The organism is uncultured Veillonella sp., from assembly GCF_934190855.1.
Taxonomy (GTDB): Bacteria; Bacillota; Negativicutes; order Veillonellales; family Veillonellaceae; genus Veillonella.
Genome location: NZ_CAKPTN010000016.1, coordinates 1 through 18,417, shown reverse-complemented (window position 1 = coordinate 18,417; position 18,417 = coordinate 1). Strand labels below are relative to the sequence as shown.

Annotated in this window: 15 protein-coding genes; 5 read left to right on the top strand and 10 right to left on the bottom strand. The window is 40.1% G+C overall.

The window, feature by feature from the left end; all coding sequences use genetic code 11:
- From lexA to Q0F90_RS02030, 3 genes are all read left to right on the top strand, one after another.
- Window positions 1-431: transcriptional repressor LexA (lexA, locus tag Q0F90_RS02040; RefSeq protein ID WP_296002875.1), on the top strand; the 431-nt coding region annotated here is incomplete at its 5' end.
- Window positions 432-642: 211 nt separating this feature from the next.
- Window positions 643-1,764: an IS1249 family transposase gene (locus Q0F90_RS02035; protein ID WP_296002873.1), complete on the top strand. Its 1,122-nt coding sequence runs from the start codon at window positions 643-645 to the stop codon at window positions 1,762-1,764.
- A gap of 1,129 nt (window positions 1,765-2,893) precedes the next feature.
- Complete coding sequence (locus Q0F90_RS02030) at window positions 2,894-4,309, top strand: sodium:solute symporter (protein ID WP_060925091.1); 1,416 nt, start codon at window positions 2,894-2,896, stop codon at window positions 4,307-4,309.
- Between the two features lie 422 nt (window positions 4,310-4,731).
- Here Q0F90_RS02030 and Q0F90_RS02025 read toward each other — a convergent pair whose 3' ends face one another.
- The 9 genes from Q0F90_RS02025 to Q0F90_RS01985 all read right to left on the bottom strand — a co-directional run bounded on the left by Q0F90_RS02025 (window position 4,732) and on the right by Q0F90_RS01985 (window position 16,024).
- Complete coding sequence (locus tag Q0F90_RS02025; protein WP_296002866.1) at window positions 4,732-5,304, bottom strand: hypothetical protein; 573 nt, start codon at window positions 5,302-5,304, stop codon at window positions 4,732-4,734.
- 5 nt (window positions 5,305-5,309) lie between these two features.
- Window positions 5,310-5,852: a hypothetical protein gene (locus Q0F90_RS02020; RefSeq protein ID WP_296002863.1), complete on the bottom strand. Its 543-nt coding sequence runs from the start codon at window positions 5,850-5,852 to the stop codon at window positions 5,310-5,312.
- A gap of 358 nt (window positions 5,853-6,210) precedes the next feature.
- Window positions 6,211-7,431, bottom strand: a complete 1,221-nt coding sequence (locus tag Q0F90_RS02015; RefSeq protein WP_296002859.1) for a hypothetical protein — start codon at window positions 7,429-7,431, stop codon at window positions 6,211-6,213.
- Between the two features lie 95 nt (window positions 7,432-7,526).
- Entirely contained in the window at window positions 7,527-8,528 is a 1,002-nt protein-coding gene (locus tag Q0F90_RS02010) for a YadA-like family protein (protein ID WP_296002854.1), read from the bottom strand.
- A 235-nt stretch (window positions 8,529-8,763) separates the two neighbouring features.
- Window positions 8,764-11,076 (bottom strand): hypothetical protein, encoded by a 2,313-nt coding sequence (locus Q0F90_RS02005; RefSeq protein WP_296002851.1) that lies wholly within the window; start codon window positions 11,074-11,076, stop codon window positions 8,764-8,766.
- 227 nt (window positions 11,077-11,303) lie between these two features.
- A complete protein-coding gene (dcuC, locus tag Q0F90_RS02000) occupies window positions 11,304-12,665 on the bottom strand; it encodes a C4-dicarboxylate transporter DcuC (protein WP_296002848.1) in 1,362 nt (453 codons plus the stop codon).
- Window positions 12,666-12,694: 29 nt separating this feature from the next.
- Window positions 12,695-13,855, bottom strand: a complete 1,161-nt coding sequence (locus Q0F90_RS01995; protein ID WP_296002844.1) for a M20 family metallopeptidase — start codon at window positions 13,853-13,855, stop codon at window positions 12,695-12,697.
- Window positions 13,856-13,948: 93 nt separating this feature from the next.
- A complete protein-coding gene (locus tag Q0F90_RS01990; protein ID WP_296002841.1) occupies window positions 13,949-14,635 on the bottom strand; it encodes an IclR family transcriptional regulator in 687 nt (228 codons plus the stop codon).
- A 282-nt stretch (window positions 14,636-14,917) separates the two neighbouring features.
- Window positions 14,918-16,024 (bottom strand): amidohydrolase, encoded by a 1,107-nt coding sequence (locus Q0F90_RS01985; protein ID WP_296002838.1) that lies wholly within the window; start codon window positions 16,022-16,024, stop codon window positions 14,918-14,920.
- A gap of 197 nt (window positions 16,025-16,221) precedes the next feature.
- Here Q0F90_RS01985 and Q0F90_RS01980 point away from each other — a divergent pair, with 197 nt between their 5' ends.
- Together Q0F90_RS01980 and Q0F90_RS01975 are read left to right on the top strand one after the other, a co-directional pair.
- Window positions 16,222-16,902, top strand: a complete 681-nt coding sequence (locus Q0F90_RS01980) for a nucleoside recognition domain-containing protein (RefSeq protein WP_296002835.1) — start codon at window positions 16,222-16,224, stop codon at window positions 16,900-16,902.
- On the top strand, window positions 16,889-17,353 hold the full coding sequence (locus Q0F90_RS01975) for a YjiG family protein (RefSeq protein ID WP_296002831.1): 465 nt from the start codon (window positions 16,889-16,891) through the stop codon (window positions 17,351-17,353). Before Q0F90_RS01980 ends, Q0F90_RS01975 begins: the two co-directional genes overlap by 14 nt.
- Before the next feature lie 125 nt (window positions 17,354-17,478).
- Here the strand turns inward: Q0F90_RS01975 and Q0F90_RS01970 are convergent.
- Window positions 17,479-18,417 (bottom strand): reverse transcriptase domain-containing protein (locus Q0F90_RS01970; RefSeq protein WP_296002827.1); only part of this gene is annotated, 939 nt, incomplete at its 5' end.

The following is an 18,417-nucleotide window of genomic DNA, read 5'->3' as shown; positions in this document are numbered from 1 at the left end:
CTGTAGATGGTAATGAAACATCAAGTTCTGATAATTTTGAGTTCTTAGGTGCTGGTTTAAAACAAGTTCCTCTTATCGGTACTGTACAAGCAGGTATGCCTATTACAGCAGTAGAAAACCTAGAGTCTACTCTTACATTACCTGTTCAATTAACTGGTGATTCTGACTGCTTCTTATTGCGTGTTCAAGGCGAATCCATGATGAATATTGGTATGTATGAAGGCGATATGCTCATCGTACGTCACCAAAATACTGCTAATAATGGTGATGTTGTTGTTGCTCGCATCGATGATGAAGCTACAGTAAAACGTTTCTATAAAGAAAATGGCCATATTCGTTTGCAACCTGAAAATGATGACTTTGATCCAATCATTGTAGATGATTGTCACATTGACGGCCTTGTTATCGGTCTTGTACGAGATAGAATATAATATAAAAAACGGGGGTTATAGGACAAAACGTGTTGGTTTTATAGGCGATAGAGCCAGTAAATTACTGGCTCTATCGCTATTTTAAGTTCTTTTGATAAACTTAGAGGGTGGACAAAATGTGTTGGTAAAAAGTCCCAAAACCCTTGATTTTACTGGCTTCAATAAGATTATATCTTCTTAGAAAATCGTGTTCTAAGTGGAGGGAATAATCATGCTGGTAAGATGTATAAATTGTGGATTTTCTTGTCAAAAATATGGGAAAACTAAAGCTGGATCACAACGATGGCATTGTAAGCAGTGTAACATCACCTTTACACAAACTATTGATAATACTACTAAATGTTTTCATCGATTTCTAAATTGGTTATTTAGTAAAGAAACACAACAGAACATGCCTGGGCAGGGCCGTACATTTCGTAGACAAATAGCTGATTTCTGGAAAATATGGCCTATGCCGCCCAAAATTGAAACCTCGAGAGATGTGGTATTCGTTGATGGTATTTACTTAGCTAAAAAAGCTTGTATTTTGATCTGTTATGATGGCGAACATGTATTAGGGTGGTATTTATGTAGGTCAGAACAGTCTCGCTCATGGCAAGCTCTTATGCAGCGAATAGCGACACCCATTGTGGTCGTTTCTGATGGTGGACCTGGCCTTAGAAAAGCATTAAAAAAAGTTTGGCGTACGGCCAAACTTCAACGTTGTATTGTCCATGCTGTATGGCAAGTGCATCGTTACACTACTAGACGGCCTAAAACCTTAGCAGGCATTATGTTAAGAGATTTAGCAAGCGATTTATATAGTGTAAAAACACAAGAAGATGCACAAATATGGATTCAACGATTATTTAATTGGAGAGTGACTTTTAAAGAGTTTCTAAGTGAAATGACACGTGATAGTAATGATAATTTAAGAGCTACACATGAACGATTATTAAAAGCTTATAACTCTCTAGTGGTGTTAATTAATACAGAGACAATGTTTCGATATTTAGATGAAACATTGGTGTTGGATAAAGAATGCCCGAGGACTAATAACCCTATTGAAGGCGGGGTAAACGCACAACTCAGACGTTTATTGCGTTACCATCGAGGGATGTCTGTAGAAAAACGCATAAAAGCGGTCTTTTGGTGGTGTTATTTACACTCACCAAGACCGCTTTCTGCAAAAGAAATACTTAAGGTCATGCCAACTGATGCAAGTATTTCTAAAATATATAGATCTATGAATGAAAGAGCCCAACTTCAAGGCATAATTCCAACTTGGGGAGATGCCGTTTCTTGGGGTGATTTGCATAACTATGACAAATTATCTTTCAATGATTGGGATTGAAGTACCAACACGTTTTGTCCTATAACCCAAATAAGGGCTACTAAAGCTCCAAAAGCAATGACAATAGCCAGTACTTGTAAGAGGAGCATGATTATTTCATAATCACTCATAGACTTATCCCTCCCTTCAAATACGAAGAGAGGCCCAACCTCGTCTAACTATCCTAAGACTATTATAGAACGAACTAATATACGATACAATAAGGAACGAATAATAGAAATATATGAATAAACTAATAAAAGCCAAATCGCTCAAATCGATGCGTAACTCGGCTTTCAGATTCTCAAATGACTAGAGAAGAAATAAGAGATAGTATGCCAAATAAAAATGGAATACTTACGGCAATACAGTAGCCAAGTAAAATAGCAAGGTAAATTACTAGGTATGCTTTTACCAAGAGACCTAAACCCAAGAAAATAACCTTGTAAGCCAATGCCTCTTCTTTCTTAGTCCGGATCCAGTCTTTAGCCTTATAGTATATTTGGGGTTTATTAAAGGCTGGGGATAGTCTTTTACACCATAACACGAGCCACGGAATACAGCATATATTACCAAATAAGAGTATTACATATAATTTTAAATCCCCTAGTGAATAGGGCTCTAGTGCAGGATTATAGGCCATCGTATAAAAAAGACCGAAGGAAATCCCCCATATAATAACAAGCAAAAGCTTGAAATAAAGCACTAGTATAGTTTTTATAACATATATAAGTTTACCCACTGAATCTAACCACTCTTTAACCAAATTTATAATGTTTATCTCTATTTGACGATATATATCTTTATCCCTATAATATAAATAGATAGTCAGACGAGTCGAAACGTCAGGCTCATCTCTAGTTACACAAAAGCATGAAGAAATGGCCTTTCAGTTATCTAGTTACACTAGGCAACGGAGGGCTATTTGCTTTTTGTAAGGCAAATAAGGGCTACTAAAGCTCCAAAAGCCCGTCAATGACGGGCTTTTTTAGTTCCTAATATATATACATTCTCCAACGCTCCAAGAAACTCCTCTTTGTATTTTCCCTAGTTTTTAGGGATAATAGAGTTATACTTGCGTACGCACCACAAGTAGGTAAGGGTGATTTAGTATGTGTCTCTAACTAGTTTGTAGTTTAGGAGGTGGCATATGGATTCTTTAACTATTATATGGGTTATTGTTTGTGCCTATTTATTACTGAATTTATTGGTCGGCGTGTATTGTCATATTCGTGTAAAAGATAGTACTGACTATCTACTCGCAGGTCGTCGTATTGGGGTTCTTATGACGGCAGGCACGTTAGCAGCTACGGAGATCGGTGGCGGGAGTACCGTTGGTGTAGCCGCGAAAGCGTATGGTTCTTGGGGTTTATCTGCAGGTTGGTACGTAGTCTCTGCAGGGATTGGGGTTATTCTCGTTGCTTTCATCGCACCGCTTTTACGTCGTGCTATGGCAACAACAGTGCCAGAGATCATCGGTCGTCGCTTCGGTGGCTCTAGCCATTTAATTACGTCCATTCTGTCCATGCTGGCCACAATTACGCTAGCAGGCGTACAGATTACAGCGACAGCAACTATTATTAGTGTTCTCACTGGGCTTTCAACAGAGCTCGCCATCCTCATCTGCGGCGCGGTTCTCGTAATCTACACCATGTCCGGCGGCATGTGGAGCGTAACGATGACGGACGTTATCCATTTCTTCGTTCTCGTTGGGGGCTTCTCCCTCGCTGTGCCGTTCGTACTGCACAATGTGGGCGGCTGGGAATCAGTTGTAACGAAATTACCACCTGAACAACTGGGCTTCACAAAGGTTGGTTGGAAAACCATCATCGGCCTTATTATCATGTACTTCATGACCTTCTCCACTGGCCAAGAGTCCGTACAACGGTACTTCGCTGCGAAGGATGAAAAAACGGCCGTTCTCGGTTCCATCATTTGTGGTATTATCATGGCTCTCTTCGCCTTCGTTCCTGCCGTATTAGGCCTCGTAGCATTGGCTGAGTTCCCGAACATCGAAGCAAACAATGCGGTGGCAACGGTTGCACTTAACCTCATGCCTCCAGTAATGGCGGGCTTCGTTATGGCCGCTGTCGTATCAGCGACGCTTTCATCAGGCGCAGGCGACCTATTAGGCGCTGCTACTGTATTTACCAAGGATATTGTGGAGCATCATTTTGGTAAAAGCCTCACTGATGCTCAGCTCACTAGCTATAGCCGTCTATGCGTACTATTCCTTGGTATCATCGCCATCGTTATCTCCCTCGTAAGCAAAGCCATCATTCCGATGCTCGTATTTGCTTTCACAATGAGATCCGCTGGTCCATTCGCAGCATTCCTACTTGGCCTCACTTGGAAAAATGCAACAGCTGGCGCTGGCATTTGGTCCATCGTGCTCGGCTCTATCGCAGGCGTGTACTGGGAATTCGTGGGCAACCCATACGGCATTATGTCCATTATCTTTGGTTCCATCGTCAGCCTCATCGTCTTTGTAGCTGTGGTGTTCATTGAAAGATCCATGGGTAAACCACCGGCTCCACCGGCTATACCGGATGACTTAAAAGAATAATGTAAAAGGATATTCTAAAAGAGTAATGTAAAAGAATATTCTAAAAGAGTACATACAAGAGAAAACTCCTATCGGTTAAACCAATAGGAGTTTTCCTTATTTTACAACGACATCATCAAATTCTCTACCATACAGGTATTCATCACAATTTGACGATATATCATAACCTTACTATAATATAAGTAGATAGTCAGACGAGTCGAAACGTCGGGCGCATCTCGAAAATCAAAATACTTAGGAAATGGCCTTTCTGTTTACTTAGCTACCATGCGGTAACGGAGGGCTATTTGTCTTTTCCCAACCTCGTCTAACTATCCTAATTCTATTATAGAACGAACTAATATACGATACAATAAGGAACGAATAATAGGAATATATAGATAAATACAAAACTCCTATCGGTTAACCAATAGGAGTTTTTCTTATTTTCCCACTACATCATCAAATTGTACGCCATACATCCGTTCATACAGTCGATTAGCCAAAAGGTATCCTGCAAAGCCAAAGTCTACAGGAGCCATTGCCATTCGTCTGTCTTGCGCTTCACTTTGTGTGTCATACCGGTTCCCATCTATATGATACTCTTTAAAATCAATAATGCTAGAGGCAATCCCTGCATTCTTTTGTTTAGCCAACCATAAGTCTTTATACGATCCCAATTGATGGGACTCTAGTTGATGAGTCTCTAGCTTTTTTATAAGATTCGCAAAAGACTGCTTCGTATCAAAGGTATAGAGGACATTCTTTTCCTGAATCATATCACCAGCAGGCATGAGCACATACTGTGTGAGGGTGATTTGCTTTGTTCCATTTGGCCCGTTAGAGGCCTTAATGGAGTCCTTATCTATAAAGGTGCCATCACCATTGCCGCTTTCACCAAAGCCATGAAGCATTTCAAAGCGGTTCGTATTTTGTAATTCCTGCATAGACATACTGTGCGCGGACACCACACAAGACAGCGCCAACACCATTGCTATATATAGTACTTTCATCATGGGCCTCATTTCACCACCACATCCTCAAAATGCATACGATACGCTTCATAGAATAATGTATCTGCTATATCATAACGCGTCGTATTGGGAGCCGTGCGCACAATAGCACGAGTCGAGGCTTTCACCTGAATCGGCAGCGACTGCCCATCAAAAGAGAATACGCCTAAGGGTTCCTCGGAGCCCACCATACCCGTTTTCGTTTGTGCCGCATCAATAACCGTCGTCAACGAAGCACCCCCTTGTTTCGCGCGATATACCTGACTCGCTAGCGACAATCGAGTGTCATAGGATACAATCCAGGAATCACTATAAATAACATGTTTCCATGGCGACTGATACGCATTGTACACAGTGGCCTTGATCGTATACATAGGCGGCGCGTACTCTAGCACCTCGATAGAACTCGTGTCTAAATACCACGTAGTGTGCTCATTAGCATTGGGAACATCTGGCGTTACCTCATAAACCACCTTAAACTGCGGTGACGACTTGAGCTCCTGTATTGAAATTGCTTGGCTAGGCATGGTGAAAGCTAGCGTCAGCGCCATCACCATGAAAAATCGCTGTAACATATATCTCTCCTTAAGCCTCATAAACTATCATGTAAACTATATTTATTATACATCATATTTATAAGCTCAATTATCTACATAAAACTGATACAAGGATCCTCATTTATCATAATTTGACGATATATAATTTTGTCCCTATAATATAAGAAGATAGTCAGACGAGTAGCTACGTCAGGCTCATCTCGGAAAATAATGAAATCTTAAGAAATGGCCTTTCAGTTATCTAGTTACACTAGACAACGGAGGGCTATTTGCTTTTTGTAAGGCAAATAAAGGCTACCAATGCTCCAAAAGCAATACCATAAAGACCGCACCCCAAGGTACGGTCTTTTTCTTATTTCTCCAGTCTTTTATTCCTAGCTTGTCTTATTTGCTTCGCATTTCCAAAGTCTAAGTATTCCATTATATTACGTAGTTCAATATGATTATACTTATTTTTACCATCTTCATAGGTAAGGAACATATAATATTCATACTTATCATCTTTTATCAATTGGTAAATACGAGATTTCTTACCTGGATTATATTGATCTAGAAGATAAGAAGGAACACCATTATTCCATACTAAAGCTACTTGAAGAGGTATATCTTTCAATAATGTTGGATTCTTTTTATAGAAAAAATGATCAAAAACAGTCTGAGTATATCCTTGTATAGGCTCCCCTTTATCAACTAAAGAACTACGAGCAACGACGAGTTTCATACCATCCCCAACATACACGCGACCTTGGAAGTCGTCGCTTTTATCCACAATATCTAAAGTCATTCCCTTAGGTAGTCGATAGGTCAGATTATCCCATGTAATAGTATCACTAGTATTGTCTAAATTCTCTAATGGTTGAATAGAAGGGATTACAAAATTAGCCATTGTAGATTCTAACTTTTTTGTAATGGGCTGATTCTTATTACCTAAAAATACCATATACGTCTGATTTGGGTATTTATCAAAAGTAACGGCAGCATACATTACAGGTAGATTGCCATTCGCATATTGCTCTCTTATTCCCCAGTAGCCTTTGCTAATGCCCGGATACATAAATTCCCCTTTACGTTGAGCATTTTTATAAAACCCTGAATCTTCAACGCGTTCATTAGCACCTACTAGTCCAGCAATAGCATAACGTTCAAAAACATACGAGCCTTTACCCTTCTTATCCAGGTCCTCAAAATAACTTTCTACCACCGAAATAGGCAATGTCACTTTAGCCTTATAGTCACCTTCGTGCAATAAAATTACGGTGGATTCATGGGTAATTAACTCCAAATACTTCGCATAGGCTTTTTTTAATTGCTCTGCTTGCTCTGCAGTACCTTTTTTCTCAAGAACCTCACCATCAATCCTGTTATTATACTCTTCTATTTTCTTAATATAATCAGCAGTGGTAATATTACGAGTCTTATCATAACGATAGTTCTGATATGCATTATCTGGAATACTTGCGTCGGCCCCTGGTACAGGTGGTTGCCCTTCAGGAACAGTATACTGCGCCGCATCAATAGGTATGGTGAAAGCTACTGCCACAGCCAAGCTTAACAATGTACTTTTTAGTTTCATACAACACCGCTCAAACAACAATAGGCACGTTCTCTCATTAGTATAAGTATACTATACCGTTGAGAACGTGCCTATTATAGTTGTTGTAAATATTATTACTGCAATTTTTTCAACGCTGCTTTTATTTCATTCACTTCAGCTCGTAGTTCTTCGTTGTCTGCGCGTAAGGAAGCGTTGTCGGCTTGTAGGTCTTTGATTTGTTTTGCCATTTCAAAGCGGCTTGTTTTGAGTGTTGGGTCTTGTTCGCCCACCTTGAAAGAAGCACCGATGTTAAACATGCTTTCACCACCAACAGTAACGCCAGCGTGAACCATGGAGTTTTCGTTCGGTTGATAGGACGCGCCAATAGCGCCAGCGGTGGAGTGTTTATAGTGGCCTAGGCTAGTGGCGAAGGACCATTTATCGTTTGGATTGTAGTCCAAATAGTGCAAGCCCGCTAGTGCCGCAGAGGCAGCGCCCACCTTGGACACCTGACGATCCGTGTAGGACTTGGCATTATTAAGCACCTTGTCACCAATGTTAGCCGTATTATTTTCGAGCGTAGAAATACGATTCGTATTGTTATCGACCTGCGTTTTCACCTCGTGCAATTGACTGCCGTTGATAGCATCGGTAGAGGTCTTGGAAACCTCGCCCTTGGACACATTCACGATCTTATGATTGCCGTTATTGAGGCCATTGTCTGTTAAAGAAACGATAGTTTCAGGATTATTGTCCCCATCGGCTTTTTCAATAATAATGCCATTAGGGCCATACGTTGTTCTATTAATCTGATCGGTATCGCTTTCAACAACCAATCCATCTAAGGTTAAGCTAGAATGTTTGACGCCATCAGTATGAGATACTTTGATTTCATTACCATTAATTTCAACATATTTATCTCGTCCAGCTGGATCATCCGCTACCTCAATGGAGCGAAGACCTTGAACATCTTCGGTCAATCCAACAGTATAATTCTTTTGGCCATTCTCGTTTTTAGTTTCATCTACTACGATATTATTAAGACCACCTACAGTAGTTCTCATATCTGCTTCTGCCATCACATTAACGCTCAACACAGACATAATCCCAGCTAATACCAACAACTTCTTATTCATGATTACTCCCCCTGAATTCATAGTAAACCCTTAGCCATACAACCCCTTAGAGTATGGTCTAACTAACATAAACATACAAAAAACAATAGTAACCTAAAACTTCACAGTATACCTCAATTATAAGCTTAGCTTATTTTTATTTCAATGATTAATTTTGACAAACTTTCATTATTTATTCATTTCTAACAAAAGAGACGCTCCTTATAAGAGCGTCTTTTTATTACCTTATATATACTTACATATATAGATACATCATATGAGCATGGAAAAATTTTTTATATTCATCAATAGTGGAGAATTTCCCTTTATTCTCCTGTATAACAGTCTCAAAATCAGGCTTTGTCACGGCTACTACAGGTTGGATACTAGCCGCTGTAAGTTTTGTTTCAGTCATTAATGATTGAGTTCCGTTCCAGAGACGCTTACATTTACTTTCATAGTAAGCCCAACAAGCTTGTGTATAGGCGTGTGTAACATAGGCTTTATCGTAATTCTCCTTAGCTAGGTCAAAATAACCAAGGGCTTCGTCGATTTGAGCCATCGTGTAGAACGCAAAAGTAGACCAACTATACTCACTTGGTACGGGCTCACGCCAATGACTTGTCCGCTCAAATCTAGTGTGTAAATCCTGCTTGATCCGTTCTGCCGCCTCTCTATCTCCCATATGCATAGCGAGCATAGTCATGTACTTAGCACATAAGCATTCTGCATAATAGTCTTGGAAATTTCGTTTACCATACATAGACCATAATTGAAGCAACTCTTGCCATAGGTTTTGGTCTAATCGGTCTAAATAGAAACGATGAATGACTTTCAAGAGGACTAAGAAATATACAATATCATTACTATTGAGTTCAGTTTCTATATCTAGCAAGTTGTGTATTTGCCCATATGCCTTAAAAGGCATTTTGAAGTATGGATGATCGATAGACTGAACATGGTACTCATAGCTTTCACAATTACCTGTTTCAATATCATGATGCAATAATAAATACTGCAAGCACTCAAGATTAAAGACATTGTCCTGACAGCTTACATCACAAATATAGTTATTGAAATACGGCTCATGAACCAACGGCGTTTGTTCCTGCGCGGCAATGAGTTCTTCCAATAGATTCCGATAGGCATTATTTCCTGTGAAAGCATGACCTAACATGCGATACCATTTAGATAGGCGAGATACTCTCTGCACATATTCAGCCTGCCAAGAGTCAGAAGATTCGATATCTACTTCACCTATAGCTGCGTCCAAAGTATCAACGATAGACTCTAGAGCTTTATAATTTTGGTATCGTCGAACAGCCTCATAACAAGCATCTAGGAGGCAATATATACGTTCTAATACCGTCAACTTGACACTTTTATGAGACAGTAAATCTACCGGAGGCAATAGACCTTCACAGATATTCTCATCATCAGTCATGTCGTTCTGGCAGTCATCATCTTCTTTGACGCCTATCTTAATAAGCATGTTCTTTGCATGGCTCGTATAAGGCACCAAGAAATCAAAATACGCTCTAGCTTTATCAAAACCAGGGTACAAATCGATACGTAGCTTTTCCTGAGATAACTCTCTTATGAGATCATCCGCCAAAGGGCTTAGGATGCGATATCTCACATAACCAAGTACGCCTTCATTTCCTTCCTCCCAGTAGTCGAGTCCCTCGCTGAATCTATCGTACAGATTATAAATATAATCATGTAACAAACTATCAGTCCAGTCGTTGCTTTCATCATATACAGAAATGATGGCATCATTGGTCAAGTTCCTATAAAACCGATGAACAGGTTCACAAATTTTGCGGAAAAATGGATCTTTGGACAATGTATCTAGCTGTTCAGATTCTGTCTGACCATGCATGGTCTGCACCATATAAGCCCCCAATGCATCAGCAATGAGTAGAAACTCAGACCGGTTCGATTGATCCATAGAATATGTATTATCTAGGGCTTGAACAGCAATTAACTCAGGTAAATAATATTTATCAACACGATTTATTGCTTGATGAATGGTATAACACTGCAAAGGAGTGGTAATACGCTGCGCCCCTGCGGCCATTCCAAAAATGCCGCTTCTACCATATAAAGACTCTATTAAATATCCCACCATATGGTCAGATAAGTAAAGAAGCCCATTTGTATCCCCATAATTGCGTTGGAATAGTAAATCCCGTCCACGCTCGCTCTTGTACAAAGCATGGACATTGTAACTTCCTTTTCTCTTTGTTGAAAGTAGCTCTTCACCTTTATAGGTACCATCTAGCATAAACTCAGGCAAAGCCTTTACGAACTCATCTCGTAATTCGTTGTACGGTTTACCATGTTCTGCGCAAATAGCCGCCACAAAGGCACGAATCCGTTCATGCTCTAGCTCAATCTCGGGACCATTATCCGTAATATCATCGCCCTCTTCAAAAGGCAAAATATCATCCGTACTATACTCCAAAGCATTTATAAACGTAATCCCTTCCTTGCCCTCTACGAGAGGAAACAAAGATGGCCGAATTTCATCAAAAATGCCTGTCGTTGTAATTGTTACATTATACATACAACATCCTTTTACTATAAAACTATATACACACTAAGAACGATACGTAATATATACCTATTGTAACATTAAACATCAGAAACGCTAATGTAATGGTTTATAGATAAAAAGGCTCTACCTCAAAGCAAGGTAGAGCCTTTAGTATTTTATATATTTTGTTATTAGTGATTTATTTTTAGTGCCAATAGCAAGCTAGTCACTATGTACCAACAACTTCCTATGCAGGATTAGTGAATAAGCAAAATCGCAATTGTACTTGTAATGAAAGTAACGATGACAGGTACGCTTGTACGTTTTACAAGATCGAAGCTAGAGATGTTTGCGATACCTGCTACGGCAATCATAACCGCACTGATTGGGCTAAGTAGACGGCCTACGCTGGCTGCATTTTGCATGCCAAGAAGGATTGTTGTGGCATTACCGCCAAGGTCAGCAGCAAAGTTTGGAACCAGTGGAGCGAATGCGAACATAGATGCAACGCCAGAGCCCATTACTACGCTGAGACCCATGATGATACCAGACACGATAACGCCTACTACGTCAGCAGAGATGGCAAGGCCTTGAATAGCAGCAACGAATTCTTTAACGATGCCTAGGGAAGTCAAACCGAAAGCGAATGTTTCACCAGCAACGATCAATGTTACAGTGTTTGCAAATTGGTCGCCCATGCCTTTAAAGAAGGTTTGGATGCTAGCCGCCATTTTGCGGAAGTCGCGATGACGAATGAGCTCGCAGCCCATAGCGATGAACAAGCTGAGGAACATGGCAAGGTTTACGTTCATTTTGACGCCTTTAATACCGTATTCGCTGAAGCCAAGGATGAAGATCAATGGCAATAATGGCAAGAAGATATACGCCAATGGACCAACTTCAAGCTCATCCGTTTTATGAGTTTCTACGTATTCTGTAGGGATATGACCAGATTTCTTATCCATGTATTTTTGCCAGATGAAGTGAGCAATAGCTGCCATCAAGCCGCAGATAATATATACTTTCAACTGGTACCCAACGAAGTACTCATGAATAGGCATGTTCACTGTTTTGGATACGAGCAACGTCGTTGCAGAGGCAGGACCGATGTCGAGCAAGTGACCTGTCGCAACAGCCGCCGCAGCACCGACAGGGCTAACACCTAAGCGTACAAGGATTGGGAAGATTGTCACCATCATGAGCATCGCAAGGCCAGACGCACTTGGAATTACTAGAGACATGAACATATTTAGAATAAATGTAAGCGACATTACTAGGTATGCAGATTTCATTTTACCAAGCGGTTTAATAGCCGTTACAACGAGACGAGAGCTGGCACCGATGTGGTCCATGTACTTCGCGAAACCAGTACAAGTCATGATCATGAGACCAAGGTTTGCCGCATCTTTAGCAGTCGTAATGTTAATGAACTCAAAAGCATCAAAGAAAAGAACGCCTGTGGACTTCTTCGCTTCTACGAAAGATGTTGTGTAGCCTAACAAGTACGCTGCGAACATCATAATAAGACCGCCTAACAACAATACAGTTTGCGCTTTAAACTTCTTAATAACAAGCGTCCCCGTAATGGCGATGACCAATAAACAAACTAACAAATTCATACAGTGTCCCTCCATTTACAACACAATACTTAGAACGTTTCCTTCGCTTGTTTGAAATCCTCTTTGATTTTCTCTAACAAGCCCGGCGTTTCAAGGATTTCCTCAACAGATAAAGCAATGCCCTTCGCGCCGTACATGATAGCGTCCTCAGCGAGCTGGCTTTTACCATTGTCTAACCATTCCTGAGAATGACTAGTGACCCCCTTACCTACGAATTTCACGCGCAAACAAGCGCCTGGTACGCGGAACGTCACGCTAGAGAAATCGGTGGATCCCGTCACCTTGCGAGGCTCAGAAATCTCTGGGGCCCCTACTTTTTCTGCATTTTTTAAAAGTATATCGTTCAAGGTTTGTACATTGACTTTGTTGTCGTACGCCTTAACCTCTTCCCATTCCATGGTAGCGCCCACCTGTAACGCCGCACCTTGAGCCACGTCTTTCACACGAGCCACAACCTCGTCGAGACGAATGCGACTGGAAGAACGAATATACCATTGCGTACACGCATAATCTGGAACGATGTTCGCCGCCTTGCCGCCGTCAGTGATGATACCGTGCATGCGCACCTCAGTCGGCACATGCTCGCGCAAGTATTCCATGCCGTTGAAGAACAACAACACCGCATCTAGCGCGCTGATGCCCTTCTCTGGAGCAATCGCGGCGTGAGCAGACTTGCCGTGGAACTTGATATTCACAAGATTTAACGCCAAGGACTTGCCGTCTACCGTCGTCGTATCGCTGCCGTGCATCATGAAAGCAAGGTCTAAATCGTCAAACACGCCTTCGCGAGCCATAACGAGCTTGCCGCTAGCCGTTTCTTCTGCAGGCGTACCGTATACAACTAGCGTGCAAGGTGTTTGCAACGTACGTTTTAAAGCAATCGTCGCCGTGCAAATGGATGGACCTTGTAAGTTATGACCACACGCATGACCCAAACCTTCAAGGGCATCGTACTCGCAAAGTAAGCCGATTTTAGGACCGCCACCATTAACGTGGTACACTGCTCTAAAGGCTGTCTTAAGGCCACTCACCTCGCGGTCTACGGTGAAACCTTCCTTCTCCAACAAATTCGTCAACAACTCATGGGCTTGGAACTCTTCGTTCCCCAGCTCAGGATGATCGAAAATGAAATCGTTCAACTCCTTCATGGGCTGTCTTAATGCTTCAATTTCTTGTAAAAGCTGACTCATTTCTACCTCCTATATACACACTATCAAAACATAAATTTATATACTTGTTCCGTATAATGGAACTCTATTCCATATAATGGGTAAAAAATAAATTTATAAGGTCGCTCCCATTTGTTTAGAAATGGTTTGACCTAATGCCATCATGACAGATAGATACTCTTTGACGCGCTCTTCCGTGTAGTCCCCTATCGGCCCAGAGATGGTCATCACCGCCTCTAGCTTATTGCCAAAGGAGAAAATAGGCACTGCGATGGATGCCGCATCAGGTACACGACTGCCTCGTGTTACCACATACCCATCATGACGAATTTGGACGCTTTCACTAGCACTCATATCAGTATCCTTGAAGTCCCCTAGATAGGCCCCGAAAATCTTGCCTGCTGCTCCTTTAAAGATAGGGTACACCGTACCAATCTTGATGTCATGACGCAATGGCTTGTCCGCCGCAACACGCTCGATGCAAATACGATAATCGCCCTGCGCCAAGAACAAATTCACGGACTGCTGCAAATGATCGCGGATAGCCACCATATACGGCTGCGCAATGGCACGCACATCCAAAGACGTAAGGAAGGACTTTGCCATAGGCAAAACACCCCAAGACAACTGATACTTCTTGGCCCCATTGAACTCAACCCAATGATGAGCCTCAAAGGTCTTGAGCAACCGATGAACCGTAGTCTTCGGCAACGCCGTCGCATTCGCCAACTCGGTCACACCAAGCGGGCCCGCCTCTAATAACTTGAGTATCTCAATACCACGCTCTATTGATTGAACCATATTCATATCCAAAGAAACGCACTAGCACGCTGTGGGCTAATACATTTCACTATTCTATTAAAACTAATAACAATATGCCTAATGTGTTTAATTACACATTAGGCCTCTTAACGGTATAAAGTGCATTTAACTCATTACAAATATAACAATAACACATTCATGAAAAATTTAAAAATAACTAAGATGCATAGATACGGAGATAAGAAATAAAATTTATTAAATAAAAATAGAACCATTAGCACGACAGAATCTATCTAATCATGTTAATGGTTCTAAAAAACATTATTCACCTAATAATCGTTCTACTAAGTTAAGCCAAATAGAAACACCATTTTCTAAAGCGCTAGTATCAAAGCTCATATCAGGATGATGCAAACCTGGTCGCAAATTACAACCAAGGCCAAAAAATCCAGCTTTGAGACTTGGTTTTTCTACGGTATAGAAGAAAAAGTCTTCACCGCCTGGTGTATAGATTGGATCAACGCAATTACTTTCACCAAGAATAGCAGAGATAGACTCGGCCAATAAAGCCGTAGCCTCATCATTTAGCTCTGCTGCAGGAATCCGGAATGAATCCAAAACCTCAATACTTGCACCAATAGAGGCAGCTGCGCCTTCAATAGCAGGTAAAAATTTAGAACAAAGCTCGTCCATCGTTTTATTATATTGAGCACGCAAGTCCCATGTAACAACAGCTTTAGCAGGAATTGCATTTGTTACACCAGAATCACAAAGGAACCGAGTTGCTTTAACACTATAATTATCAGTCGGTTTCAAATGGATGGCATTAACTGCATTAACCGCTTGAACCGCCGCATCCAAAGCATTAATCCCTAAATGCGGACGTGCACCATGGGCGGGTTTACCATGAAAGGCAATAACCATACGACAGGAGGATGCATAATGAATGGCTGGACTAGCCTGTCCATTTTCGGCCTCTTCAAATGGACGTACATGGGCACCAAAGATATATTCTACATCATCAATGGCGCCACCTTTAATCATACTAGTTGCACCAGAACCAAGCTCCTCAGCTGGTTGGAATAAAATCTTTAACTTACCACGTTTTACCAATTGCTGTTCTTTAATAATTTGCGCTGCAGCTAACAACATAGACATATGTCCGTCATGTCCACAAGTATGACGAGATACATGCTGTCCATCTATGATATGACCGAGTGCATCCATGTCAGCACGAAGAGCCACTACAGGACCAGGATTACCACTATCATAAATACCAATAATACCTGTCTCTCCACCTACATTGCGTGTTACATCATATCCATAACTTTCCAGCTTTTCTGCTAAAAAAGCAGAAGTTTTAAACTCTTGGAAGCCTTCTTCAGGAATTGTATGTAAATAATTATAGAAATTTAACACTTCACTCATCGCTGATACCTCGTTCTATAGAATACTATTTAATATATTAATTATACTACACAAATATCTGCATTCAACTCAGTTATAATAAAAATTTTTAATGATATATATAACTTTTGTAAATAACACTCTTGCGCGACATATTATTTCTACTATATACTTATAGTCATATAACTCTAAGTGTTTTATGTAGGAGGTTGAAAATCATGAGTGACCCTAACAATGAGAAAAACTATACTCAATTCACCAAGAAGGTAACCATCGGTTGCTATATCGCATTAGCTGTAGCAATCTTATTCTTCTCAGGATTACTTAACAATGTGGAAGGCTTCAAATGGCTCTCTGCATTAGACTTCGCGACTGTTTCTGGTAAATTTGGTACCATGGCCCATCCTGCAAAAAACACCTTTATCGGTGAAGGTGGTGTCAGTGCTCGTGCAGGTTTCCTCTTTGCTTTGAGCTTAGCTCCAACAGTTATGCTAGCCTTAGGCGTGCTTGAAATTTTAGAGCACTATGGTGCAATTCGCGCAGCCCATAAATTAATGACGCCATTATTGAAACCTATCTTAGGTATCCCTGGATTAACTGGCCTTGCAATGATTACTGACTTACAAAGTACAGATGCAGGTGCAGCGATTACCAAAGACCTTTACGACAACAATCTAGTTAACCGCAAAGAATTAACAATCATGACAGCATGGCAATATAGCGGTGCAGGTATGATTAACAACTACGTAGCCATTGGATCTGCTATATTTGCGTACTTAACAGTGCCAATTATTCTACCACTTATCGTAGTATTTGTTATGAAATTCTTCGGTGGTGTCGTATGTCGAATCGCGCTTAATACAGTATTCAAGGGGGATTTCAAAGATGAGCAACAATAAAGAAACGAACAATCCATTTGATATATTTATTCGTGGTGCACGAAAAGGCTTTACATTAGCCACTCAAAACTTATTACCTAATGTATTGATGGCATATACACTTGCCGAACTATTACGTATCTTGGGTATCATGGCATTTTTAGGTAACCTATTTGCCCCTGCAATGGCACTATTTGGACTTCCAGGTGAAAGCGTAACAATCTTGTTAACAGCTTGGTTATCTTACTCTGCTGGTATTGGCGTTGCAGTTAACTTACTGTCCAACAATACGCTTGATATGATACAAGTAACTATTTTGGCTCCAGCACTTCTCTTGATGGGCTCCCAAATTCAATATATGGGCCGTCTCTTAGGTGTAGTTGAAGTACCTAAAAAATACTGGCCAATGCTTATGACAATCAGTATTGTAAATGCATTGATTTCCATGCTTATTATGAAAATATTTGTGTGAAATTAAGATAATACTATAAATAAAATCCTATAACAAAAGTGAACTGCACCCCAAAAATTGGACACAATTTTTGGAGGTGCAGTTCAAAACTTTGTTCTAAGGTAGTACTTTTTAATATCATAAATCTAATCATTTGGTTTATTAAGTTTTTTACGAAGTCGTCGTCTTAAATAAACAATAGATTTTTGAGTCACATGTGAAATATGTGTATCCTCCCTAAAAATATTCTGTGCATGTGATATATAATCGTGAAAATTACCATTATTACAGGTAATAATACTCACATGTTTTTTTTGACTATGTCTGCGCCTATATGATTTTGTTCCTTTATATGTAAATCTATCAAATACCTTATATAAAGGAATTCTTTTGCTTACGCTTTTAGCCCGTTTAGGATGTGTAACACCATTTTGTCGAGAAATAGCATGAGCTGAAATAGTCATTTTGCTAAAGTAGCGTGACAAAGTTTTAGCTCGTACCGATATTCGCACTCCATCAAAACTAAACCCTAAATAATTAATTAAAGTACTCTCATGATTATGTGTATGAGAGTTTGATTCCACTAGAAAACTGTCAGTAATATTAGTTACAACATTATCAGAGATTTCAAAAATTTGTCTTTTTTCATCTTTAAGAATTAGACCCTCAGCATTATCTACACATTCACGAATCCGACTTATAATATCTTCAATCCCACACTGATTTCCATCGTCAGAGAAAATAAAAATAAAATCATCACTATATCTCTGATAAAATCCACTTACTGATCTTGCTATTTCAGTTAGCCTTTTATCAAAATGAATCATGTATATATTTGATAATACAGCACTAATAGGTGTCCCTTGCGCAACACCAACATTACAGTTATCTTTATGAATTTTAACTTTATCACAACCTAATTCTTTTACATCTAAAATACGACCACAATTAAATGTATCTTTATTAATAATTCTCCTTGATTTATCAGTATGATCTAATTTATGCCAGTCTAATATATCATTTAACTCAACATAAGTAGCTCGTGTTATATTTTTAAAAACAGCATACATATCATCACTTAATCT